The 21,975-nt window shown below is 45.2% G+C and carries 21 protein-coding genes and 1 riboswitch; of the genes, 7 read left to right on the top strand and 14 right to left on the bottom strand.

Translation table 11 applies throughout. The features are described 5' to 3' along the window. Window positions 1–60: 60 nt before the first annotated feature. Entirely contained in the window at window positions 61–1,359 is a 1,299-nt protein-coding gene (locus EIZ58_RS06785) for a glutamate-1-semialdehyde 2,1-aminomutase (RefSeq protein WP_134699854.1), read from the top strand. A gap of 536 nt (window positions 1,360–1,895) precedes the next feature. Then, entirely contained in the window at window positions 1,896–6,401 is a 4,506-nt protein-coding gene (locus tag EIZ58_RS06780; protein WP_134699853.1) for a glutamate synthase-related protein, read from the top strand. A 289-nt stretch (window positions 6,402–6,690) separates the two neighbouring features. Here the strand turns inward: EIZ58_RS06780 and mtnA are convergent, their stop codons facing one another. Together mtnA and mtnK are read right to left on the bottom strand one after the other, a co-directional pair. Further along, entirely contained in the window at window positions 6,691–7,734 is a 1,044-nt protein-coding gene (mtnA, locus tag EIZ58_RS06775) for an S-methyl-5-thioribose-1-phosphate isomerase (protein ID WP_134699852.1), read from the bottom strand. An 11-nt stretch (window positions 7,735–7,745) separates the two neighbouring features. Then, window positions 7,746–8,948 (bottom strand): S-methyl-5-thioribose kinase, encoded by a 1,203-nt coding sequence (gene mtnK, locus EIZ58_RS06770; protein WP_134699851.1) that lies wholly within the window; start codon window positions 8,946–8,948, stop codon window positions 7,746–7,748. A 171-nt stretch (window positions 8,949–9,119) separates the two neighbouring features. Then, a riboswitch (SAM riboswitch) is annotated at window positions 9,120–9,252 on the top strand. A gap of 80 nt (window positions 9,253–9,332) precedes the next feature. Here mtnK and EIZ58_RS06765 point away from each other — a divergent pair. Genes EIZ58_RS06765 through EIZ58_RS06750 form a run of 4 tightly spaced genes read left to right on the top strand, consistent with a single transcriptional unit; the run spans window position 9,333 to window position 12,414 of the window. Beyond that, window positions 9,333–10,526, top strand: coding sequence for a 2,3-diketo-5-methylthiopentyl-1-phosphate enolase (locus tag EIZ58_RS06765; RefSeq protein WP_134699850.1), 1,194 nt, complete (start codon window positions 9,333–9,335; stop codon window positions 10,524–10,526). Beyond that, window positions 10,523–11,194 carry a 2-hydroxy-3-keto-5-methylthiopentenyl-1-phosphate phosphatase gene (locus EIZ58_RS06760; protein WP_240688981.1) on the top strand — a complete coding sequence of 224 codons (672 nt, stop codon included), beginning with the start codon at window positions 10,523–10,525 and terminating at the stop codon, window positions 11,192–11,194. The genes EIZ58_RS06765 and EIZ58_RS06760 overlap by 4 nt, the downstream gene beginning before the upstream one ends. 2 nt (window positions 11,195–11,196) lie before the next feature. Further along, entirely contained in the window at window positions 11,197–11,859 is a 663-nt protein-coding gene (locus EIZ58_RS06755) for a methylthioribulose 1-phosphate dehydratase (RefSeq protein WP_134699848.1), read from the top strand. A gap of 15 nt (window positions 11,860–11,874) precedes the next feature. Then, window positions 11,875–12,414 (top strand): 1,2-dihydroxy-3-keto-5-methylthiopentene dioxygenase, encoded by a 540-nt coding sequence (locus EIZ58_RS06750; RefSeq protein ID WP_134699847.1) that lies wholly within the window; start codon window positions 11,875–11,877, stop codon window positions 12,412–12,414. 44 nt (window positions 12,415–12,458) lie between these two features. Here the strand turns inward: EIZ58_RS06750 and EIZ58_RS06745 are convergent, their stop codons facing one another. The 5 genes from EIZ58_RS06745 to EIZ58_RS06725 all read right to left on the bottom strand — a co-directional run bounded on the left by EIZ58_RS06745 (window position 12,459) and on the right by EIZ58_RS06725 (window position 16,518). Continuing rightward, on the bottom strand, window positions 12,459–14,216 hold the full coding sequence (locus tag EIZ58_RS06745) for an ABC transporter ATP-binding protein (protein WP_134699846.1): 1,758 nt from the start codon (window positions 14,214–14,216) through the stop codon (window positions 12,459–12,461). 94 nt (window positions 14,217–14,310) lie between these two features. After that, window positions 14,311–14,838, bottom strand: a complete 528-nt coding sequence (locus EIZ58_RS06740) for a DUF402 domain-containing protein (protein ID WP_134699845.1) — start codon at window positions 14,836–14,838, stop codon at window positions 14,311–14,313. Between the two features lie 18 nt (window positions 14,839–14,856). Continuing rightward, window positions 14,857–15,276 carry a GNAT family acetyltransferase gene (locus EIZ58_RS06735; RefSeq protein ID WP_134699844.1) on the bottom strand — a complete coding sequence of 140 codons (420 nt, stop codon included), beginning with the start codon at window positions 15,274–15,276 and terminating at the stop codon, window positions 14,857–14,859. 166 nt (window positions 15,277–15,442) lie between these two features. Next, complete coding sequence (locus EIZ58_RS06730; protein WP_134699843.1) at window positions 15,443–15,712, bottom strand: hypothetical protein; 270 nt, start codon at window positions 15,710–15,712, stop codon at window positions 15,443–15,445. A 116-nt stretch (window positions 15,713–15,828) separates the two neighbouring features. Further along, complete coding sequence (locus EIZ58_RS06725; RefSeq protein WP_134699842.1) at window positions 15,829–16,518, bottom strand: GntR family transcriptional regulator; 690 nt, start codon at window positions 16,516–16,518, stop codon at window positions 15,829–15,831. Between the two features lie 173 nt (window positions 16,519–16,691). On the opposite strand from EIZ58_RS06725, the gene EIZ58_RS06720 reads away from it, so the two are divergent. Further along, window positions 16,692–16,880: a hypothetical protein gene (locus tag EIZ58_RS06720; protein WP_167577549.1), complete on the top strand. Its 189-nt coding sequence runs from the start codon at window positions 16,692–16,694 to the stop codon at window positions 16,878–16,880. A gap of 105 nt (window positions 16,881–16,985) precedes the next feature. On the opposite strand, the gene EIZ58_RS06715 is transcribed toward EIZ58_RS06720, so the two are convergent. From EIZ58_RS06715 to EIZ58_RS06685, 7 genes are all read right to left on the bottom strand, one after another. Beyond that, on the bottom strand, window positions 16,986–17,324 hold the full coding sequence (locus EIZ58_RS06715; protein WP_134699840.1) for a 2Fe-2S iron-sulfur cluster-binding protein: 339 nt from the start codon (window positions 17,322–17,324) through the stop codon (window positions 16,986–16,988). 12 nt (window positions 17,325–17,336) lie between these two features. Then, window positions 17,337–18,023: a GntR family transcriptional regulator gene (locus tag EIZ58_RS06710; RefSeq protein ID WP_134700930.1), complete on the bottom strand. Its 687-nt coding sequence runs from the start codon at window positions 18,021–18,023 to the stop codon at window positions 17,337–17,339. 27 nt (window positions 18,024–18,050) lie between these two features. Then, complete coding sequence (locus EIZ58_RS06705) at window positions 18,051–18,581, bottom strand: chromate transporter (protein WP_134699839.1); 531 nt, start codon at window positions 18,579–18,581, stop codon at window positions 18,051–18,053. Next, the gene (locus EIZ58_RS06700) at window positions 18,578–19,174 is read right to left on the bottom strand and encodes a chromate transporter (protein ID WP_134699838.1); all 597 of its coding nucleotides are present in this window, start codon (window positions 19,172–19,174) and stop codon (window positions 18,578–18,580) included. The genes EIZ58_RS06705 and EIZ58_RS06700 overlap by 4 nt, the downstream gene beginning before the upstream one ends. Before the next feature lie 26 nt (window positions 19,175–19,200). Further along, window positions 19,201–19,680, bottom strand: a complete 480-nt coding sequence (locus tag EIZ58_RS06695; protein ID WP_134699837.1) for a GlcG/HbpS family heme-binding protein — start codon at window positions 19,678–19,680, stop codon at window positions 19,201–19,203. Window positions 19,681–19,706: 26 nt separating this feature from the next. After that, window positions 19,707–21,170: an aldehyde dehydrogenase family protein gene (locus EIZ58_RS06690; protein ID WP_134699836.1), complete on the bottom strand. Its 1,464-nt coding sequence runs from the start codon at window positions 21,168–21,170 to the stop codon at window positions 19,707–19,709. A gap of 84 nt (window positions 21,171–21,254) precedes the next feature. Beyond that, window positions 21,255–21,974 (bottom strand): iron-containing redox enzyme family protein, encoded by a 720-nt coding sequence (locus tag EIZ58_RS06685; RefSeq protein WP_134699835.1) that lies wholly within the window; start codon window positions 21,972–21,974, stop codon window positions 21,255–21,257. Window position 21,975: the final 1 nt, after the last annotated feature.

Here is a 21,975-nt window from a genome sequence, read left to right as displayed (position 1 = left end):
TCCTTTTTGGTAATGAACTCGTTATGATACATTAGTATAGCATGTTTTTGGAGGGATAAAATGATTCGCAGCAGATCAGAGGAACTATATAGCCAAGCACTGGATTGTATCGTAGGCGGAGTCAACAGCCCATCGAGATCATTTAAGGCTGTTGGCGGAGGCGCTCCCGTATTTATGAAAAGAGCCAAAGGCGCTTATTTTTGGGATGAAGACGACAATCGGTATATCGATTATCTTGCCGCATACGGCCCAATCATAACGGGACATGCTCATCCGCATGTTACAGCAGCGATCTGCCAAGCAGCCGAAAACGGAACGCTCTACGGCACGCCAACCGCTTTAGAAATTCAATTTGCCCGGATGCTAAGGGAAGCCATTCCTTCATTAGAAAAAGTCCGCTTCGTGAATTCCGGAACGGAAGCCGTGATGACGACCATTCGAGTAGCCAGAGCCTACACAGGAAGAAATAAGATCATTAAGTTTGCTGGTTGTTATCATGGCCACTCCGACCTAGTACTCGTCGCAGCTGGTTCAGGTCCATCCACGCTAGGAATTCCTGATAGTGCGGGCATCCCGCAATCGATTGCGAGTGAAGTGATTACAGTGCCGTTTAATGATATCCCAGCTTATAAGGAAGCCTTAGAAAAATGGGGAAGCGAAATTGCGGCTGTGCTGGTGGAGCCTATAGTAGGAAACTTTGGAATTGTACCTCCTCATGACGGTTTTCTAGAACAAGTAAATGAACTGACCCATCAAGCCGGCGCCTTAGTCATCTATGATGAAGTCATTACAGCCTTCCGCTTCATGTACGGCGGGGCTCAAGACCTGTTAAATGTAAAACCCGATCTTACGGCACTTGGAAAGATCATCGGGGGGGGTTTACCTATTGGAGCCTATGGAGGACGCAAAGACATAATGGAACAAGTCGCTCCACTCGGACCAGCCTATCAAGCAGGAACCATGGCTGGAAACCCCGCTTCGATTTCAGCGGGTATCGCTTGTTTAGAAGTATTAAAGCAGCCAGGTGTTTATGAGGAATTAGACCGATTAGGAGCCATTCTGGCTAACGGACTTGAATCCGCGGCTATTCGATACGGGATCCCTTTGCAAGTGAACCGTCTTAAGGGGGCATTAAGTACTCACTTCACCTTAGAATCGGTCACCAACTACGACCAGGCCCAACAATCAGATGGTGAGCTCTTTGCTCAATTTTTCAGATTGATGCTCGATGAAGGCATTGTTTTGGCTCCTTCAAAATATGAAGCTTGGTTTATTACCACCGCCCATACCGAAGAGGATATCCAAGTTACCCTTGCAGCTATTGAAAAAAGCTTCTCCAAAATGAAATTATATGCATAAAAATTAATTATTATTCAGTCAATTGGAACAAACCCGCGTTTGTTCCCTTTTTATTTATTTAACGCGGCAGTCCTTAGAAAAAAGTAAACGGCACCTATCGTCCTGTAAAATCTGCAAAGATGTCCCTCAGCGAAAAACACCCCACCTAAACACACGAACATTGAAGTAAAATTAAACCCTTACATTCGTTTTATTTGTCCTATTTTTTTATTTTCAAAACAGTTTTAATAATTTTTTTATTACATAAAACGCTTACACAATGCATATTTAATCAAAAAGCTATTGTATTAAGCAGTAAAGCGTGATATTCTTATAATAATTTTATTTTGTCACTGTTTACTGAATATTCTCCTCTTTTTGGAAGTAGCCCATCTGCACTTATTTTACAATCCAAGTAAACTAGGCACTTTCACAAGATGGACTGAATATCCACTTGTTTTTTCCCCTTGCGGGGATTATGTTTTAATCATACACAGAGAAAAAAGACACGTTTATACTGGGATAGGAGGTGAAGGTCAGCCCAGCTGACCAGCGTTATGACAGTAAGCCCTAATTTTGGAAAATTTAAAAATCACCTTGCTGAAGAACACGATAGCTGTGGGATTGTGGCCATCATTGAAAAGAACGGCCAACCGACTAGAGACAATGTACTTCGTATCATTGATGCGCTGATCAAGATGGAACATCGTTCCGGTTTTATTGATGGCGAAGGGGACGGATGTGGGATCCTCACCGATATCCCTAGAAACCTTTGGGCTCAGAAGTTAGCCAAGGCAGGACTTTCCTCCGATGTAGCTTACAACGAAAAATTCTCCATGGCACACATTTTTGTTCCTCGCAAGGGTCACGATGCTGTTGAAGTGATGACTGCCATTCGTAACCTATTTGTTCAACACGGAGTAACCATCCTCCTCGAGCAAGAAAATGCAGTGAATAGTGAAGTTCTGGGTAAGAATGGCCGCGCAGATGAACCGATATTCTGGCAGATTGCCGGACTTTGTGAAAAGACTAACGTAGAAAGCTCCCTCTTCGACTTACATGTCGAGATTGAAGAGCAATTTAACGTTCATGTTGCTTCCCTTAGCAATCATACAGCAGCTTATAAGGTAATGGGCGCAGCAAGCATCATTCCTCGTTACTACCAAGACATTACTAAGCCTGAGTTTGCATCTTCTGCAACTTTAGGTCACAACCGTTATTCCACTAATACACTTTCTAGCTTCTTCCGTGTTCAGCCGTTTTCGGTTCTTGGTCACAATGGAGAGATCAATACAATTAACAAGCTAGAAGATGAAGCAACGATGTTAGGTGTTCCTCTTGTTAAAGGAGGAAGTGATTCTCAAAATATGAATAGAACCATCGAAACCTTAATTCACCGCTTTGGCCTTAGCTTGTTTGAAGCGTTGGAGATGGTCTTCCCTCCTATTCATAATGAGATTAAGCACTTGCGTCCAGAACTTCAAGACCTCTATATGTACTTCCGTCAGGCTTGGGGACACTTTGCTCAAGGACCTGCTGGAATTATTTCACGCTTTAAAGATGAGTGTGTGTTCAGTGTAGATGCTTTAGGTTTACGTCCCGTTTGGATGGTTGAAGATACGACCTCTCTATTCTTCTCTTCCGAGCAAGGGGTCATTCCTGTCACGGAAATGGTCAGTGAGCCGAAGTCCTTAGCTCCAGGCGAGAAAGTGGGCTTGAAGCTTCATAAAGACGCACACGTTGAAGTGGTGTTCCATGCCGAGCTTCAAGAAATCGTTTATGAGAGAGCAACAGCACGCGGTGCAATTAAAGGATTTGGCGAGCAACTTTCCTTCGCTAAGCTAACAGCTGCACAAGCGCCTTATGTAGATTTTACAGAAGCGAAGAATAAAGTCTATTCCGCCTTCGGATGGGAAAGAGAACAAATTCAGCTTGCTGAGCAAATGGCAACGAACGGAGCAGAACCAATCCGCTCCTTGGGTCATGATGCCCCACTAGCGGCTCTTGCCCAAGACAGACAAAACCTAGCTGATTTTATCAAGGAAAGTGTAGCGGTTGTTACGAATCCAGCCATTGACCGTGACCGTGAGGTTGAGCACTTCTCTACCCGTGTAGTATTGGGTGCCCGCCCTGGCATTTATCGTGAACTAGATAAACCAGGAATCGAATTGCCATCTCCGATCATCATGGAAGGAGCATCCCTACAAGCAGCTGCTGCTCAAGTGGGTTCTTCTTCTCTTGAACAGATTGTTGAATATTTCAACGCCAATGGTGGAGTAGCTACGTTATCCACTCACTTTGTAGAAGGTCAAACCATTGCAGAAGCATTGGAAGCATTAGCTGCTCAAGCAGTTCAAGCCGTTAGCAGCGGCAAGCAGCTTATTGTCCTAGATGACGCGTTGACGCATACAGACGGTAAGTACTGGATCGACCCTCTGCTTGTCATTGCCAAGGTAGATCAAGCTCTAAAGGCTGCTAAAAATGAAGACGGAATTAGCCTGCGCAGAAAAGCGAGCATCGTTATCCGTTCTGCCGCTATTCGTAGCTTGCATGACATTGCTGTAGCTTTTGGTCTGGGTGCAGATTCAATCGACCCTTACTTGTTATTTGCAACGGTATATGGCAAAGACGGTCAGACTTCTTGTGTGAACCTATATGAAGCTCTTGCAAAAGGGCTTGAGAAAGTGACTTCCACCATCGGAATTCATGAGACACGCGGTTACTTCCGCATCTTCTCTTCTATCGGACTAAACGATAAAGTAGCAGAAGTTCTGCACATTGTGAATTTCTGTGGATCTGATACAGCTGGAACTTCGTTTGAAGATCTTGAAAAAGAAAGCAAGCAGCGTTATGAAGATTTCCAAGCTGACGAATCTAAGCCTGCGAAGCTATTTCACTTGTGGCCTCGTGTTTGGAAATCAATCGGGCAGTTAGCACAAGGTACTTTAACTTATCAAGAATTTGCTGATAAGCTTGAGGAAATAGAAAGAGAAACTCCTCTTTCCATCCGTCACGTTGCCGACATTAACTTTGATAAGTCCGAAGGTAAAGTGGACCCATCTCTTGTTAATATCGGTGTAGGCGAACACAACTTACCGTTCGTGATTTCTTCTATGTCCTTCGGTTCTCAGAATGAAACAGCCTTCCGCGCCTATGCAGAAGCTGCTGATCAATTGAACATGATCAGCTTGAACGGAGAAGGCGGAGAAATCAAGGATATGATCGGGAAATATCCTAAAACACGCGGACAGCAGATCGCATCTGGTCGTTTTGGTGTCAACGTGGAATTGGCTAACTCTACGAACCTTCTTGAGTTAAAGATTGGGCAAGGAGCAAAGCCAGGTGAAGGTGGACACTTACCGGGTAAGAAGGTAACGGCTAAGGTTGCTGCAGCTCGTAATGCGACCATTGGATCCGACTTAATTTCACCATCCAACAATCATGACATCTACTCCATTGAGGATCTTGCACAGATCATCGATGAATTTAAAACAGCCAACCATCAAGCGAAGGTCATCGTAAAGGTTCCTGTCGTTCCTAACATTGGTACCATTGCCGTTGGGGTTGCTAAAGCTGGTGCAGACATCATCACTCTTTCTGGTTTCGATGGCGGTACAGGGGCTGCTCGTATCCACGCTCTTCAACACGTAGGATTGCCTACAGAGATTGGAGTCGTTGCTGCTCACAAGGCTCTTATCGAAGCTGGATTGCGCAATAAGGTAGAACTATGGTCTGACGGTGGCCTGAAGAGCGGTGCTGATGTTGTCAAAATGATGATGCTTGGTGCGAACCGTGCAGGCTTTGGAACGTTAGCAATGCTTGCTGTAGGATGTACCACTTGCCGTGGCTGTCACCTAGATACTTGCCACGTAGGGATTGCAACACAAATCGAATCCGTTGAAGAAGCGAAAGAACACGGACTTCGTCGTTTTGTTCCTCGCGTATTCGATGAAGCTGTTGGTAACTTAAAGCGTCTCTTCAGCTCTCTTGGAGAAGAAGTTCAACGCATCACAGCCGAATTAGGCTTTACGAACGCACAAGAGCTTGTAGGTCGCTCCGATCTTCTGGTTCAAGCTCGCGAATTGGCTAAAATTGATTTAACGGCGATGCTAGAGCGTGTAGACTGGACTCCGGCTACTGTTCCTGCAGAAACGGAAGAAGAATTTGCTAAAGTACTTGTCGCGGCTGGTGCTAAAGGGCAAGTTGTAGAAAATGTGTATGTATCGAATGACAGACCATTGGTGCGTCAATTCTCTAACGTCCTAGGTGATCAGCGTGTACTTGGAAGCCGCTATTCCGGCGAGCGCGTGAAGCCTCATCTAGATGGAAGCTATACTACTTTACCTGAGGTTCATTTGAACTTCGAAACTGGCTGTGTACCTGGAAACGGACTTGGTGCCTTCAATGCTCAAGGAATCAACATCCGCGTACAAGGTGGAGCGCAAGACGGTGTTGGTAAAACCAGCTTCGGCGGTAAGATTAGCGTTATGAAGGCTCGCAGCAAGAACGGCCTGTTCATCAATGGATCCGTAGGTAAGAGCTTTGCTTACGGCGCTCAAAAAGGTACGTTCATCGTTCAAGGTAACGCGGATGCTCGTGCATGTATCCGTCTATCCGGTGCGGATATTGTATTCGGTGGTGAGCTCACTCAACCAATCAACGACCAGTATGGCGGAATTGGTGGACGTGCGAACCTGAAAGGATTTGCCTTCGAGTACATGACAAACGGAAGAGCGTTGGTCATGGGAGACCCAGGTCCTTGGATGGCTGCAGGGATGACAGGTGGAGTCGTTTATCTACACCTTCAACCTGAAATGGGCCTTGATGAGGAAGCGATTAAGCGCCGCGTAGCCAAGGGTGCTAAAGTAGATCTACTCCCTCTTAATGACAAGGGTCAACAAGATGTTGTAGAATTATTAAATGCTTATATCGAAGAATTAAAAGCTACTGATCAACACGACACTGCAGAACGTATCGAGTCACTTCGTGACAATGCTGCTCAGCATTTCATGATGCTAACTCCTGTGAAGCTTCAAGCAGATCAATCCGTAGCTACTGAGTAATATAAGGAAGAGGACTCTCGATCAGAGAGTCCTCTTTTTTTGTGTGGCGAGACTGTCGTAGATGGAAAAAGTCCACTTACTCAGAGAAAGGCCCTCTCAAAAGGAATGAATAGATGGAATATGTCCACTTAATGAGCTGAATAGCATCTCAAATAAGGGCCGTAGACTAATTTAGTTGGAAAAAATCCAACTAGACGGAACTATAATCAATCCTCTTAGGCAAATAGATGGACTTTTTCCATTTCCACAAAGCAAAAAAGCCAGTCTCCTCATCGACTGGCTCTCCCCACTATTCAAACAGCTTCTTTAAATTTTCCTCATACGGAGCACGAACAATCCCCTTCTCCGTAATGATCGCCGTAACATACTCATTGGGCGTGACATCAAATGCTGGATTGAATACCTTGATCCCTTGAGGGGCCACGCGGCGTCCTCCGATCTCCGTGATCTCCTCAGCAGGCCGCTCTTCAATCGGAATCTCTGCTCCGGTCTTGGTATCCAAATCAATGGTGGACAACGGTGAAGCGACGTAGAATGGAATCCCATGAGCTTTTGCTAACACAGCTAAGCCATAGGTTCCAATCTTATTGGCCACATCCCCGTTCGCGGCAATACGATCGGTACCTACAATCACGGCCTGTACCCATCCTTTAGACATCACCATAGCCGCCATGTTATCGCAGATCAGTGTGACATCAATTCCTGCCTGTTGCAGCTCCCAAGCCGTCAGACGCGCCCCTTGGAACACGGGGCGTGTCTCATCGGCGAATACCTTGATATCCCATCCTCTTTCCTTGGCTAGATACATCGGGGCTAAAGCGGTTCCGTACTTCGCTGTAGCAATCCCACCAGCATTACAATGGGTTAAGATGCCCATTCCATCATGAAAAAGAGAAATGGCATGTTCCCCAATGCTGCGGCACACTTCAATATCTTCTGCTTGAATGCGTCTTGCTTCTTCCAGTAGCTCATGCTTAATAACTGCAACCTCTGCATCCCCTAGGGATTCAGCCTTGCTCATCATCCGATCGATAGCCCAGAATAAATTCACAGCAGTTGGACGGGAAGTAGCTAAATAGTCCCTTTTTTCACGGAGCTGCACAAGGAACTCAGCACGATCGGCAGCCTGTAAATCCTTAGCGCCTAAATACATCCCATAGGCTGCAGAAATGCCGATAGCAGGAGCCCCTCTTACTTTTAGCGCACGGATCGCATCCCACATCTGCTGTATCGTGTATACCTCTTCAAACTCAACCTCTAAGGGAAGCTTCGTTTGATCAAGCAACAGCACTCGATCGCCTTCCCACCTCACGGAATGGACATGTTTCTCCACGAATTCAGCCCCTACTCTTCTATTTTTTTCACGATTTCAAGTACGTCCTCGATACGTTTTACAGCTTGTCTCTCCATTACCAAGCTTTGACCGATGGCTAGAGCGAAGATTTCAGCCTTGGCTCGAACTTTCTCATCCTGAATGGAATTGAGGTCTGCTACACCTGCTAGCCCTATCACTCGCCGCATCATTTTGCAGCCCGCAAACCCTGCAGTATCCTTGAGCAACCCTGCCATCACATCGTCAACAAAGCCAGGAGCTGAAAACACAGGATCTTTCACATTTTCCTTATACAATCGGCGGAATTCTTCTTCGAACGTATTCCATACCTTCGTAGCCGTTCCTAATAGCCACGCTCGAAAAGATCCACGTTCTGCGGCATTTTCCTTAAGGCCTTCTTGAGCCGCATAATTTAAAAGTAAATTCGCGATGACGGCACCAATATCGAAGCCCATTGGACCATAGTAAGCAAACTCAGGGTCAATGACTTTGGTGCTCTGTTCTGTCACCATAATGCTTCCCGTATGCAAGTCCCCATGCAAAAGTGCTTGAGCGTCTGTCATAAACGAGTACTTCAGCTTCCCGATCTCCCGGCGAAGCTCAGCATTTCCCCAGATCCCCTCTACCGTCTCACGAATTAACGGATTAAAGTTATTGGTCTCTGCGTCATAATAAGGATCCGTAAACACAAGATCCTCTGTAATTTTACAAAGCTCAGGATTGATAAATTGACCTACTCTCTCTTTCTTCTCTTTAAAGCCCATCGCATAATCGGAGGTAAAGAACAAGGTCTTAGCCAAAAAGCTACCAATATGTTCAGCAAAAGCAGGATAAAGGTTCCCTTCAATTAAACCCTTTCTCATAATCACATGATCGGACAAATCCTCCATCACCGTTAGAGCCAACTCTTTATCATAATGGTAAACCTTAGGCACAGAGCCCGGGCATATTTCGTCTTGAATAATAAGGGCTTCACTTTCAATTCGTGCTCGATCTAACGTTAGCGGCCAAGACTCACCCACCACTCTTGCATAAGGCAAGGCTTGCTTGAAGATGATGCTTTTGCCCGAAACTCTGTCTATAATATGAAAAACGAGATTAAGATTCCCATCACCGATCTCCCGGCTGTCCAATTGCGCTCCATCTGGGAAGAGCCCTTTGATATGCCGAGCATATTCCACTGCTTCTTGTTCGCTAAAGGCGCGATACTCCATCCTTCCACCCCTCCATTATCATTAGCTATATACTTATATACAGTTGTTCGAATCTAATGTCAACGTAAAAACTTTTAGAAAACAGAAAATCTTTATCTGTTGACTTTCCTTATTAAGAGCAGTAATATAATATCGTATGTTTAGAGTATTATGTGAAAATAAATAGATTCCAACTTATCGAGAGATGGCTGAGGGACTGGCCCGATGACGCCCGGCAACCGATTTTTATTTTATGCCAATTGTGCAAAATAAAAACACGGTGCTACATCCTGCAGGAGGGTTGATCCATTCTGGGAGATAAGCTGTATTTGATACTATTCAAGTACCTCTTATCTAACAAGGGGTACTTTTTAATTTGCATTTATATTTAAAGGAGGTTTACCTTTGTCCTATATTACGGTTACTTACCTTACCGAAGCGAAAAATTTAGAACAAAAAGCCGAAGCCATTGCTGTCGGAATGACTGTCGGAAGCTGGACGGACCTCCCTGCTGCCAAACAGGAAAAACTGCAGAAGCATTTAGGCCGCTCAGCTGGTGCTACCGTTCTCGAAAAAACAGAATCAGGTCTTGAGAGAGGGCTAATTAAGGTCGACTATCCTGTCGTAAATTTCACTTACGATATCCCTTCCCTACTCACCAATGTGTTTGGCAAAATCTCCATGGATGGGAAAATTCGATTAATGGATATTGAATTCCCCGATGCCTTTACTCAAGCTTTCCCTGGGCCTAAGTTTGGTATCGCAGGTGTGCGAGAAAAGCTAAATGTCCATGACAGACCACTGTTCATGAGTATTTTTAAATCTTGTATCGGCCTCCCGCAGCAGGAGCTCGTGGATCAGTTCCGATTACAGGTGGAGGGTGGAGTGGATCTGGTTAAGGACGATGAGATCTTCTTTGCCGATGAGCATGCTCCATTCTTGGAACGAATTCAAGCTTGCAAGGACGTAATTGAAGCCTCCGGACGCCAGGTACTGTATGCGGCTAACTTAACGGGTCCGGTTACCGAACTAGTAGACCGTGCCAAGCGAGCAATTGAAAACGGAGCGAACTGCTTGCTGCTAAACGTTCTGCCTTATGGCTTTGATATCTTAACCCAGCTTAGCAGTGATCCTGACGTAACGGTTCCCATTATGGCCCATCCAGCGATGGCGGGAGCCCTATACCAATCCTCTACATACGGGATTACCTCTCCTCTTCTGTTAGGAAAGCTAATGAGACTCGCTGGGGCAGACATCGTTCTTTTTCCATCACCTTACGGTTCCGTTGCCTTGCCTAAGCAAGAAGCGTTAGATATTGCACGCTACTTGGTAGAGGAACAAGCAGGCTTGCGAGCGGCTTTTCCTGTTCCATCTGCAGGTATTCATCCAGGCATGGTTCCTTTGCTCTATAAAGACTTTGGAATGGATCATATCGTGAATGCAGGAGGAGGAATCCATGGTCATCCAGGCGGGCCTGTTGGCGGAGGCCGAGCGTTCAGAGCCGCTATTGATGCGGTGTTACAAGGGATCTCCCTTGAGGACTCTGTGGATCCTAACCTGCAGTCCGCCATTGAAAAATGGGGGATTGTGAAACCATGAAGAAACTCATCCTGTTCTGCGATTTTGACGGGACCATTACGGAAAAAGACAACATTGTAGACATCATGAAGCATTTCGCTCCAGCCGGCTGGGAATCGATTGTACAAGATATTTTAGCTCAGAAAAAAACCATTCGAACAGGCGTCGGTGAACTGTTTTCCCTTATACCGAGCTATGAAAAAGAAAATATTATTAAATTCGTTGTAGACGTCGCTCAAATTCGAGATGGATTCGGGGAATTCGTTGAATACACAAGAGAACAAGGCATCCAATTGCTTATTACAAGCGGTGGAATTGACTTTTTCGTTTACCCGAAGCTAGAACCCTTTGGTCTCTCTAAACAAATTTACTGTAATAGCGCAGAGTTTGAGGACGAGATGATCAAAATCACCTGGCCACATGCCTGCGATCAGCATTGCGATGTCGACTGCGGGATGTGTAAGACGAGTATTATCCGCTCCTATCCCTCCGACGAGTACTATAAGGTCGTCATCGGAGACAGCATCACGGATCTTGCCGGGGCCAAAATTGCCGATTATACGATTGCTCGATCTTTCTTAAAAGAAAAGTGCGAGGAAATGGGTCTCCCCCACTCTTCCTTCCATACTTTCCACGAAGTCATAGATATCTTAAAAAATTTACAGTTGAATATTCAAAAGGAGGGGTGAGCATGAACTTCTCCATTCATGCAGAACAAAGACAAGACATCATCTTAAAGCTTAATGAGGTCAAGCAGAACTTTGCCAACCGGGGTTGGTTTCCCGGTACTAGCGGGAATCTCTCTATTAAGTCCAACCAGGATCCCATCGTTTTTGCTGTAACAGCCAGCGGGAAGGATAAAACCAAAATAACACCTGAGGATTATCTGTTTGTCGATGCGGATGCCTTGCCCGTCGAGAAGACCAATTTGAAGCCTTCAGCGGAGACCCTGGTGCACTCCGTCATCTATCGCAATATCCCTAAGGCTGGAGCGGTTTTCCATGTCCATACCATAGCCAATAATGTGGTTTCGGAGCTTTATGGCAACCAAGGCTACTTTGAAATCGGAAATCAAGAATTAATTAAAGGGCTTGATATATGGGAAGAGGGAGCCGTAATTCAAATCCCTATCGTTGAGAATTACGCCGATATCCCCAAACTCGCCAAGGAAATAGAAAAAGTGCTAAACCCGCGCATTCCAGGTGTGTTGATTCGCAATCATGGCATTTATGCTTGGGGCGGGAATGACTTTGAGACCAAGCGACATGTTGAAGCTTTTGAATTCTTATTTGAATATCACTTGAGACTGCTGCAAGCTAGATCGCTTGTGAATCAAAAATTATACACCAACTAAAGGGAGGAAATAACCATGGCATCGATCGTCTTAAGAAAAACAGGGGAACGCATTGAAGGAAACGAAAAGGTTGGAGCATTCTTAGAATCTCAAGGGGTTCTCTACGAGCACTGGGACACATCCAAGCTTCCTGCTGAATTACAAGGCAGAACGAACTTAACGGACGAAGAAAAGACTTTAACACTCAAAGCCTATGAAGACGATATTAAATCTCTTGCAGAGCGCCGGGGATATGTAAATTGGGATGTTGTAGCTCTTTCGGAATCCACTCCCAACCTAGAGGAGTTGCTTAAAAAGTTTGAACAAGTTCACACTCACACCGAAGACGAGGTTCGCGCGATCACCGCTGGGCATGGGATATTCATTATCAAAGGACAGGGAGACACCGGTTACTTTGATGTAGAGCTCGAAGCCGGAGATGTGATTTCCGTTCCGGAAAACCAGCCACACTTCTTTACTCTTATGGAAGACCGCCAGGTTGTGGCAGTCAGACTGTTCATCGAACCTGCAGGTTGGGTTGCCAATCCGTTTAATGACCCGGAATTTAATAAATAAGCCACAAAAAAAGAAAGTCTCGACCTATGCGAGACTTTCTTTTTTCATTCCGCCACGGGATGATCCAAATGCTGTACGGTATATAACTTATAATAAGCACCCTGGGCATTCATTAATTCTTGATGAGTACCTGTTTCTAAAATCCTTCCATCCGAGATCAGAACAATCTTATCCGCGTGAGTAATCGTGGATAGGCGATGCGCCACAATAAACGTCGTCCGATCCTTCGCCAACCGCTCCAGAGAGTGCTGGATCAGCTGCTCAGATTCCAAGTCAAGGGCCGAGGTGGCTTCATCTAAAATAAGGATCCTAGGGTCTTTTAGAAACACCCTCGCAATAGCCACTCGCTGCTTCTGTCCACCAGATAGCTTCACCCCTCGCTCTCCGATTTCCGTATCATATCCCTCTGGCAGCTCCATGATAAAGTCATGGGCATTCGCTGCCTTCGCTGCAAGAATAACATCTTCCTCTGTGGCGTCTGGGTTCCCCATTAAGATGTTTTCCCGTATCGAATCACTGAACAAAATATTGTCCTGTAGAACCATCCCAATCTGGTTTCTTAAGCTTTTCATCGTGACATCGCGGATATCATAACCATCTAGGTAGACAGCCCCTTCAGACACATCGTAAAAACGTGGAATAAGGCTGATCAGGGATGACTTTCCTCCTCCACTCATACCGACCAGGGCGATCGTTTGCCCTTCCTCTACAACCAAGTCTACGCCGCGAAGCACCTCTTCTCCGGTATCGCGATAGCGAAAGGATACTTGATCGAAGACAACCCTGCCTCGAACCTCCTGCAGCTCCACAGCTCCTTGTTTATCTCGAATATCGTATTTTTCATCCATTAGTTCAAACATGCGATCCATTGAGGCAATCGATTGTGTAAGTGTCGTGGAGGAGTTTACCAGCCTCCGCAAAGGACTGTATAAGCGATCCATGTAGGCATAAAAAGCAATAAGTGCCCCTACTGTCAAATCTTCCTGTACTACCTGGTAAGCTGCGTACGTGATAACGAGTAATGGCGCAATATCGGTGATCGAGTTCGTTACAGCAAAGGTCTTGGCATTCCATACCGTATGATCAACGGCTTTATCCAGAAAACGCTGGTTCCGTTTTTCAAAGTGCTTTTGTTCATGATCCTCAAGCGCAAATCCCTTCACCACGGCAATTCCCTGCACTCGCTCATGAAGATGGCCTTGAAGCTCAGCTAAGGCTTGGGAACGAACCTTAGTTAAATGCTTTAATTTCTTATAAAAGTACTTAATGGAAAATCCATAAAGGGGTAAAACCGATATGGCAACAAGGGTTAAGCCTGGATCCATCGTAAACATGATAGCAATTGCGATAAAAAGAGTGGCTAGGTCTAGCCAAATATTCATCAAGCCCGTCATGATGAAATTCTTTGTTTGTTCTACATCATTAATGACCCGCGATATTACCTCTCCAGCCTTCGTATTTTGATAGTATCTTAGCGAAAGTTTCTGGAGGTGGGAAAACAGACGGTCACGAATATCATAAAGGATCTGGTTGGCTGACAACTGGGCATAGTATTGCCTATAATATTCAATCGGGTAACGAACAATGGTAAACACAATAAACGTGATTCCCATGATCCAGAACAATCTCTCCAGCTTAACTTCAGGTGCTAAATCAGTGAGCAAGAGATCATCGATGACATATTTAATTACGAGCGGGAGGGCTAAAGGAATCCCAAATTTAAGCAAGCCTATTACAATAGTTATAGCGATCAGTTTCCAATAAGGTCTCACAAACTCAAAGTATCTTTTTATACTGTCCATGCGCTCGTCCCTTCGCTTTTCTATCTTTGGTTATATTCTTACGCTAAAAAACGGGAAAAATGAAAAAACCCCCTTGCATAATGCGAAAGGAGCCTCATTTATTTTGCAATGTTAGGAAACGCTCATACCAACGCTCCACGAATCCGGGGTGAAAAGCTCCACGCTTCTCCTGGAGCCACATCACCACTTCTTGGGCTGCCCTATTGACCTGTGCCATGACCTCTGGAGGATACTGCATCAGCCTGCTATGTACAGCTAGTTCCTCCTTGTCCAAAATCACGTAGGACATATCGGGAAACACCTTTACATCCAGATCGTAATCGATGTAGGATAGAACGTCTTGTTTCAAGGAAAAGGGCGAGCCAATATTACAATAGTAGTAAATTCCGTCATCGCGCAGCATCGCAATGGTATTAAACCATTGTCCTCGACCGAATGTACAAATAGCAGGTTCTCTTGTGCGCCACTCCCTGCCGTCAGCTTCCGTTACTCTTACATTATCATTCGCACCAATCAGCACCGAATCGCTAACGTGAAGAACCATGGTCTTGTCCCATGCTCTATGGAATGACTTGTCATGCTTATAGCTCTCTACTCTGATATAAGTTCCCGGGGAAGCCATTGTTCTCTCCTTTCACGATTATGAGTTAGATGAAAGGCTCTTCGATAATGTGATATACTCCTGAACCTCGTATCCTAGACTATTGTAAAAAGGGATCACCGTCTTGTTGTTTTGGTTAACCATGATGATAACACGTTTGGCCCCTCTTTGCTTTAAGCGTTTTTCTAGCGCCTTAACTAGCTCCTTGCCAACACCATGCCCCTGATAGCTAGGGTCAACTGCTAAGCGATAAAAATAACCTCTGGTACCATCCAATGTCCCAACAATAACGCCGATCACCCGCTCCTCAGCTTCCGCTACGAGTACGAGTTCACTGTCCCAAGCCAACTGTTTGGCTAGGTCGTCCATCGATTCAGCTTCTTTCTTCTCTAAGCCTGTCTCTCTCCAAATCGTAGTGATCGCTATATAATCTCCTAACCGAAAAGATCTGATCCTCACAGCTGTGGGCCTCCCTATCCGTTTGATCTTCTCTTATTTTACACTATTGATCACCTATTGTCTGCTTCCTTGAGCATAAATGTAAGCATATTTTGAAATTCTTGACATCCACATCCGTAAGAGGCTGAAAAAAGAGGGCGTTAGCCCCCTCTCCCATCCTTTACGATTATGAACTAAACAAGGTTCGTGCAGTCTGATGAAACTCCGTCTGCCAACGCTTGATTAACAGCGCTTTCAACTTTTGCATCATCCTCACCTGAAAAAGCTGAGTTTCTATTTCTTGCAGCTCCATGACTCGCTCCATCTGTTCAGCACGATCTCGGCGGACAAGCAGTAATTTTTCCATGGTTTTATACGTTCTTAACTCCATTTCTTCCCTATCAATGGCATCTGTAACCTCTGCTTGCCATGACAACCACGCTTCAAAATCCAGCATGTCCGCAGCCTCCTTGTTTGAATTTTCTTATAATACCATTATAAACCACATCCTTCCATTTTAACCTTAGGTAGTTTTGTCGAAAAAAAAGAAATCGTATGGTTTACATACGATTTCTAGGTGCTTCCCATCATTTTCTCCAGCGATTCTAAATAAGACTGCTTGGAGTTTTCGATATGGAGCTGAGCAAGCTGCTCCGCCTGCTTCACGTCACGCTTTACGATGGCTACCGCAATGTCTCGATGCTCCTCGAACGCTTGTCTCCGACGCTCCACGGTTTCATGCGAAACGAAGGCAAAGGCCCGAATATACTCAACCTGGCTAGTAAGAATCTCATATAGCCTTGGACTTTGCGCAGCCTGATGTATAATGTCCCTCATTTCTAAGTGGAACTGGGAGTAATCTTTTTCCGTCAGGTTCCCGGCGAGCTCCTCATTTATCCTTTGAATCAAATCGGTGAGCGCTGTTTCATGCTCATCGTTTAACTTCTCTGCGGCTAATCTAACCGCTAAGCTTTCTAAGCTTGAGAGTATCGTGAAGACCTCGATGATCTCCTCAGTCGTCATCTTAGAGACCACCACGCCTTTTCTCGGCATAGTTTTGACGAAACCTACGGACTCCAGACGAAACAGCGCCTCCCGGATTGGAGTGCGGCTGATATTCAGCTTTTCTGCAAGATCCCTCTCCACAATTCTTTCCCCGGATTTAAATTCCCCTCTTAATATGGCATTTTTAATGTATTCAAAGACTTTATCCCTTATGGGGACGATCTCCGCATTCCAGTCTTCCGAACCGAACTCTGCCAACGCTTGTACCCCCTATCCTCATGTAAAGCCACTCAAAATGATTTAATCAAATTGTACTTGATATATTGTGTAAGAGAAAGTTAATTATATATATATCATAATCTCAATTGAGTTTCTACCATTATATGGTGTTTGATATACCATGTGTGACTACCCATTCTTATCCTAGCCAAATGCACAAGAAAAGACGCCTCTTCGCTTCTAGCCAATCGAAGATCACGAGCTCCATGGCGGGAATTACCGGATTGGGCGGGCCAACCCACTTTTCGGGCGCTTGGGTACTCGATTTGGGCGTTCCACCACCGGAATTGGGTGGGCCGAACCGGATTGGGCGGGCCTACTTGGAATCATTACCGGTATGAGAGCAAGTTACTTGGTTTCGTGAGCATCCGACCCATCGAAGAGGAACGAGGTCCCGGACCATAAAAAAAGAAGATGGTCCCCACGGACACATCTTCTTGTCATCTCTATTTAGACTCCCAATGCGCTTTAAGCTTCGCATTTTCTTTCACCTTTACATTGCCATCCCAAGTGACCTTTACATCACCAGTCGCAAAGCTCATGCAAGCGAGGCGGTAGCCTTGGGCTAATTGCTCTTCTGTTAAACGATGCGTTTCATGCTTACGGATTTTGGTCATGTTCTCTGCCCCGTCCTCCACATGAATCTTGCAAGTTCCGCACAATCCTCCTCCACATTTGTAAGGAAGTTCTGCGTTGTTACGGATGGCAGTTGCCAACAAGTTGGTTTCTACTCCATCCTCAAATTGAACCACTTTACCTGAAGTTTGAAATTCGATCTTTGCCATAATGGTCCCTCCCTATTTGTTTTTCTTAATGGAATCAATGGTATGAATATAGGCGTTTCGTGAGTATTCAATATGATCTCTGGTCAGTTTCATCGCTAGTTCAGCCTGACCCGCTCTTACCGCTAGTAAGATGTCCTTGTGCTCTTTTAAGGCCTGCTGCATACGTCCCGGCACCTCATAACCGATATGGGCAAAAGCTCGTATATAATCCACGAGATCCTTTAGCATATCGTGCAATCGCGGGCTCTTAGCTGCCCTATACAAAAAATCATTTGTTCGTATGTGGAACTGAGAGATCTCTTGATCTTCTTCACGCTCCGTTAAACGATCCGTCTCAGCTATCAATTGATCTAGTTCTTGTAAAGTAGCCTCATCGAGCCTTTCAGTTGCTAACTGTACAGCCATCACTTCCAATGCTGACAAAATGGAGAAGACCTCAAGCACTTGCTCGCGAGAGATTTGGGAAACAATGACTCCCTTTCGCGGGACGGTCGTTACGAATCCCTGTGATTCTAAGCGAAGCAAGGCTTCTCGAATGGGGGTGCGGCTAATCTTTAAACGATCTGCTAGTTCTCGTTCTACTAATCTTTCTCCGGTTTTTAATTCACCTGATAAGATTTCATTTTTCAGGTACTGGTAAACCTTCTCCCGAATGGGTACGAGCTCTTCTACGACCCAGTCCTCTTTATGGGGTAACATCATCCCACCTCCTCTCTCCTTGAACGATTAACTCAGCAAAATGGCTCCATAAGCCAACGAACTCACGATAACAATAGAGGGGTGAATCTTGATAACCTCCATTGCGACAAAACTTCCAATGGCTAAAACAGCTGTATGAATCGCCCCGCTGTCATAAAATGCGTGAATAAAAAATTGATAAGCCAAGATCCCTAGTAAAACAGCAACAACCGGCTGAACGGATTTTGTCATTTCTTTTACATAAGGGGAATCCTTGAAGTAAGCTACAGATTTAAAAAGAATAACCATCGCAATGGCTGAAGGTAAAACCGTAGCTACCAAGGCTATCGTTGCCCCAGCTACACCCGCTACCTGAAACCCGACAAAGGCAGCCATCTTCGTTGCAATGGGTCCCGGAAGCGCATTTCCGATTGCAAGAACGTCTCCAAACTCTCTTAAGGTTAACCACTTATAGTTGTCTACCACTTCTGCTTGGATAAGAGGGATCGAGGGTGGCCCCCCGCCATAACCCAGGATATTTGAGATAAAGAACGCCCAAAATAAATGTAAGTAAATCATTTCTCAACACTCCGATTCATCATGGAACCCTGATGGCTCGCTTCTGTGGCAGCTCTAGATCGCATAAAAGTTTTAATGAAGGCAAAAGCAATAAAGATTGCAATCATAATAGCTGGATGAATACCTATAAACTGAAGCGCCACAATTGCTACGCCAATGCTGGCGATACTACCGGCTATGCCCATCCCTTTCCACGTTTTTTGTAGGAACTGATAGGTCATGACCGCAAGCATCATCCCAATTACCGGCCCGACTGCCGCAATCATTCCTTTGATTATGGCTGATTGACCCATAGCATATAAAGAACCTAGCAGAGCAATCATAGCTACAACGGTAGGAATAATATGCGAGAGAACGGCAACGAGAGCACCCAATGTCCCTTTCACCCGGTATCCAATATAGGTCGCCATCTTTGTCGCGATCGGACCGGGAAGAGCGTTAGCTAAAGCTAGAATATCTCCAAACTCCTCATCATCCATCCACTTGTACTTTTCAACTGCTTCATATCTGATGAGGGGGATGACGGAAGGCCCTCCGCCATACCCTAACAATCCGGAGCGGGCAAAGCCGATGAAAAGATCTTTATAGGACATTTCCAACTCCTTCTTTCAGTTTCAAATTAATACTTCAAATTCGGTTCAGCAACCACATCATAGCCATCTTTAGCTAGATGTTCTTTAAGAGCTTGTAATGCAGCCACTCCAGCCGCTGTATCTTGTTCTCCGTTACCGCCACTCAAACCCACTCCGCCGATGACTTGACCGTCTACCACGATCGGGAATCCGCCCACAAAGATCGCAAACTTCCCGCCTAGCATATGTTGGATTCCGAATGCTTCGTTTCCTGGTAACGCTGGACCATTGGGCTCAGTATTAAATAGGTGGGTAGAACGCTTGTGTCCTGCAGCCGTGAAGGCCTTTGCGATCGCAATTTCAGGACCAGTAATACGTGCTCCATCCATTCTTTCAAGAGCAATAACATATCCTCCGTCATCTACGATACAAACCGTTTCTAATACGCCAATTTCTTCAGACTTTTTAATCGCTGCTTCAATCATCAATTTCGCTTCTGCACGTTCTAATTTAATGGCTTTTTTCATCTTTTATATCCTCCTATTTATCGAAACTAGTATCCAAAGTAAACAGTCTTGGTTTGGGTAAAGAATTCTAAGCCAACTCTACCGGACTCTCTAAAGGTAGAAGTACTAGATCTCTTTAATCCGCCAAATGGAGCATTGATTAAGTTCCCTGTTGTCGTACGATTAATTTTCACCGTACCGGAATGAATGCCTGCTGCAAATTTCTGGGCGGTTGCAATGCTATTTGTAACAATCGATGCGGACAAGCCGTATTCCACATCATTCGCAATCGCTAGCGCTTCCTCAAAGCTGTCTACCGCGATTACCGCTACAACTGGTCCGAAGATCTCTTCTTGAGCGATCGTCATCTTAGGTGTTACTCCACTGAACACAGCCGGTCTTACATAGTAGCCATTATCGAACTCTGGCCCTGTTAGGCGCTCACCACCATAAACAAGTGTGGCTCCTTCTTGTTGTCCAACTTCTACATAATGAAGAACGTTTTTCATCTGCTTGGCATTGGCTAAAGGACCGATTTCCACTCCTTTTTCCATGCCGTTTCCGATCTTCAATTCTTTTGTTTTCTCGACTAACTTGCTTACATATTGATCATGTACAGATTTCATTACGATGACACGGCTTGTTCCTGTACAAGCTTGGCCTGTTAACTCAAATCCACCTTTAATGGTAAGTTCAACTGCTTTATCTACATCCGCATCATCCATCACGATTAATGGATTCTTTCCGCCTAGCTCCATTTGGGTGCGTGTAGTAAGAGCCACTGCTTTTTGGATGGACTCCCCTGCACCTGTGGAGCCTGTAAACGTCACGGCTTTCACTGCTGGGTCAGTCAAGAGCGGCCCAACCACTTGGGAAGCAGATCCTGTTACAAAGTTAATGACTCCCTTAGGAATTCCTGCATCAACTAAAGCCTCAATCAGGCGCAGCCCGATCAGAGGAGTATCAGATGAAGGCTTAAATACGACGGTGTTGCCTGTCATCAAAGCGGGGGCGATTTTACGAGCGGCAATGGAAATTGGGAAATTCCATGGGGTAATAACCGAGATAACCCCTAATGGTTCGCGTACCGTATAAATCTGAGCCGTTGGATCATCAGATGGGAACGTTTCTCCTGTAAAGGTTAATGCTTCAACAGCATAGAATCGGAAGGTAGCAGCAGATCGCACGATTTCCATACGGCTCGCTCCAATAATCTTTCCTTCTTCACGAGTTAATTCTTCAGCATACTGATCTACTCGGCTCTCCAGGATATCGGCTGCCTTATTAAGGATTTTAGCTCGATTAGACGGCGTTAACTTCGCCCAATCAGCGAAGGCTTGCTCAGCTGCTCTTACGGCGTTAAACGCATCTTCTTCTGTAGAAGCTTGGAACTCCGCTACGATATCGTTGGTATCGGCTGGATTGATGCTTTGAAAGGTTTTGCCTGACCCAGATTCTACCCATTCACCATTGATTAGGTTATTAAAAGTTTGGACTGTTGTTTTTAGCATGTTTCTCTCACCTCTCCTATCGTACTTATTGGAACGGCAGTTCCCTTTACTCGAGGAAACTGCCGTATAGGTTTCACCTATTAACTAAGCGTTGATCTTTGCTTCGATTTCTTCCTTCATGGAGTTGTATAGACCTTCCATGTACATCCAACGCATTTTCGCACCAGTGCGTACGATATCTAAGCAACGTTGTTGTAATTCTGGAGTAGTTGCATAGTCAAGAACGATTTGGTATCCGCGCTCACCGTGGATTTCATCAGAAACGATGTGTAGATCGAAGAATTCTACCTCTTCATCTGTGAATCCGTACTTCTCTTTCAAAGGTGGCAATTGCTTACGGTAGATAGCTGGAACTTGAGACTCCAAACCTACTACTAGAGCAGCTGTTGCAACAACGAAGCTTTCTCTCATTGCTACAGCGTAGCACCAGCTTTGTAAACCAAGAGTGGTTGGAAGGATGTTGCTGATATCAGTTACACGCTCAGCTGTTGTTCCGCAAGCTTCTGCGAAGCGAATCAATAAGTCAGTGTGTCTGTCACCGCCAAGCTCTTCTTCCCACATGTTTTGAAGGGTAAAGTCTTTAGCGTCAGTGTATTGATCCGGAGTGCTAGCGTAGATGTAAGCCAAGTAGTCAGCGAATGGTCCAACGTATGCGTAGTGATTCTCAGCCCATAGTGCAAAGTGCTTACGCTCTAACAATCCTTCAGACCAAGCTTTTGCAAATGGTGATACAGATGAATGCTGTCCTTTGATTGCCTTTTCCAATTCTGCTCTAAACTCGTCACGGGATAATAATTCTGCCATT

Origin of the sequence: Ammoniphilus sp. YIM 78166 (assembly GCF_004522215.1) — a bacterium.
Taxonomy (GTDB): domain Bacteria; phylum Bacillota; class Bacilli; order Aneurinibacillales; family RAOX-1; genus YIM-78166.
Note: the sequence above shows the minus strand (reverse complement) of the source record. Positions and strands in the feature narration are given on the sequence as shown.

Excerpts from the sequence above, each read along its gene's own strand:
- EIZ58_RS06690 (WP_134699836.1), bottom strand. The coding sequence starts at position 21,170 with ATGCTAAAAACAACAGTCCAAACTTTTAATAACCTAATCAATGGTGAA.
- EIZ58_RS06750 (WP_134699847.1), top strand. The coding sequence starts at position 11,875 with ATGGCATCGATCGTCTTAAGAAAAACAGGGGAACGCATTGAAGGAAAC.
- EIZ58_RS06755 (WP_134699848.1), top strand. The coding sequence starts at position 11,197 with ATGAACTTCTCCATTCATGCAGAACAAAGACAAGACATCATCTTAAAG.
- EIZ58_RS06685 (WP_134699835.1), bottom strand. The coding sequence starts at position 21,974 with ATGGCAGAATTATTATCCCGTGACGAGTTTAGAGCAGAATTGGAAAAG.
- EIZ58_RS06710 (WP_134700930.1), bottom strand. The coding sequence starts at position 18,023 with ATGTTACCCCATAAAGAGGACTGGGTCGTAGAAGAGCTCGTACCCATT.
- EIZ58_RS06745 (WP_134699846.1), bottom strand. The coding sequence starts at position 14,216 with ATGGACAGTATAAAAAGATACTTTGAGTTTGTGAGACCTTATTGGAAA.
- EIZ58_RS06760 (WP_240688981.1), top strand. The coding sequence starts at position 10,523 with ATGAAGAAACTCATCCTGTTCTGCGATTTTGACGGGACCATTACGGAA.
- EIZ58_RS06720 (WP_167577549.1), top strand. The coding sequence starts at position 16,692 with ATGCACAAGAAAAGACGCCTCTTCGCTTCTAGCCAATCGAAGATCACG.
- EIZ58_RS06780 (WP_134699853.1), top strand. The coding sequence starts at position 1,896 with ATGACAGTAAGCCCTAATTTTGGAAAATTTAAAAATCACCTTGCTGAA.
- EIZ58_RS06700 (WP_134699838.1), bottom strand. The coding sequence starts at position 19,174 with ATGTCCTATAAAGATCTTTTCATCGGCTTTGCCCGCTCCGGATTGTTA.
- EIZ58_RS06730 (WP_134699843.1), bottom strand. The coding sequence starts at position 15,712 with ATGCTGGATTTTGAAGCGTGGTTGTCATGGCAAGCAGAGGTTACAGAT.
- EIZ58_RS06715 (WP_134699840.1), bottom strand. The coding sequence starts at position 17,324 with ATGGCAAAGATCGAATTTCAAACTTCAGGTAAAGTGGTTCAATTTGAG.
- EIZ58_RS06740 (WP_134699845.1), bottom strand. The coding sequence starts at position 14,838 with ATGGCTTCCCCGGGAACTTATATCAGAGTAGAGAGCTATAAGCATGAC.
- EIZ58_RS06705 (WP_134699839.1), bottom strand. The coding sequence starts at position 18,581 with ATGATTTACTTACATTTATTTTGGGCGTTCTTTATCTCAAATATCCTG.
- EIZ58_RS06785 (WP_134699854.1), top strand. The coding sequence starts at position 61 with ATGATTCGCAGCAGATCAGAGGAACTATATAGCCAAGCACTGGATTGT.
- EIZ58_RS06695 (WP_134699837.1), bottom strand. The coding sequence starts at position 19,680 with ATGAAAAAAGCCATTAAATTAGAACGTGCAGAAGCGAAATTGATGATT.
- mtnK (WP_134699851.1), bottom strand. The coding sequence starts at position 8,948 with ATGGAGTATCGCGCCTTTAGCGAACAAGAAGCAGTGGAATATGCTCGG.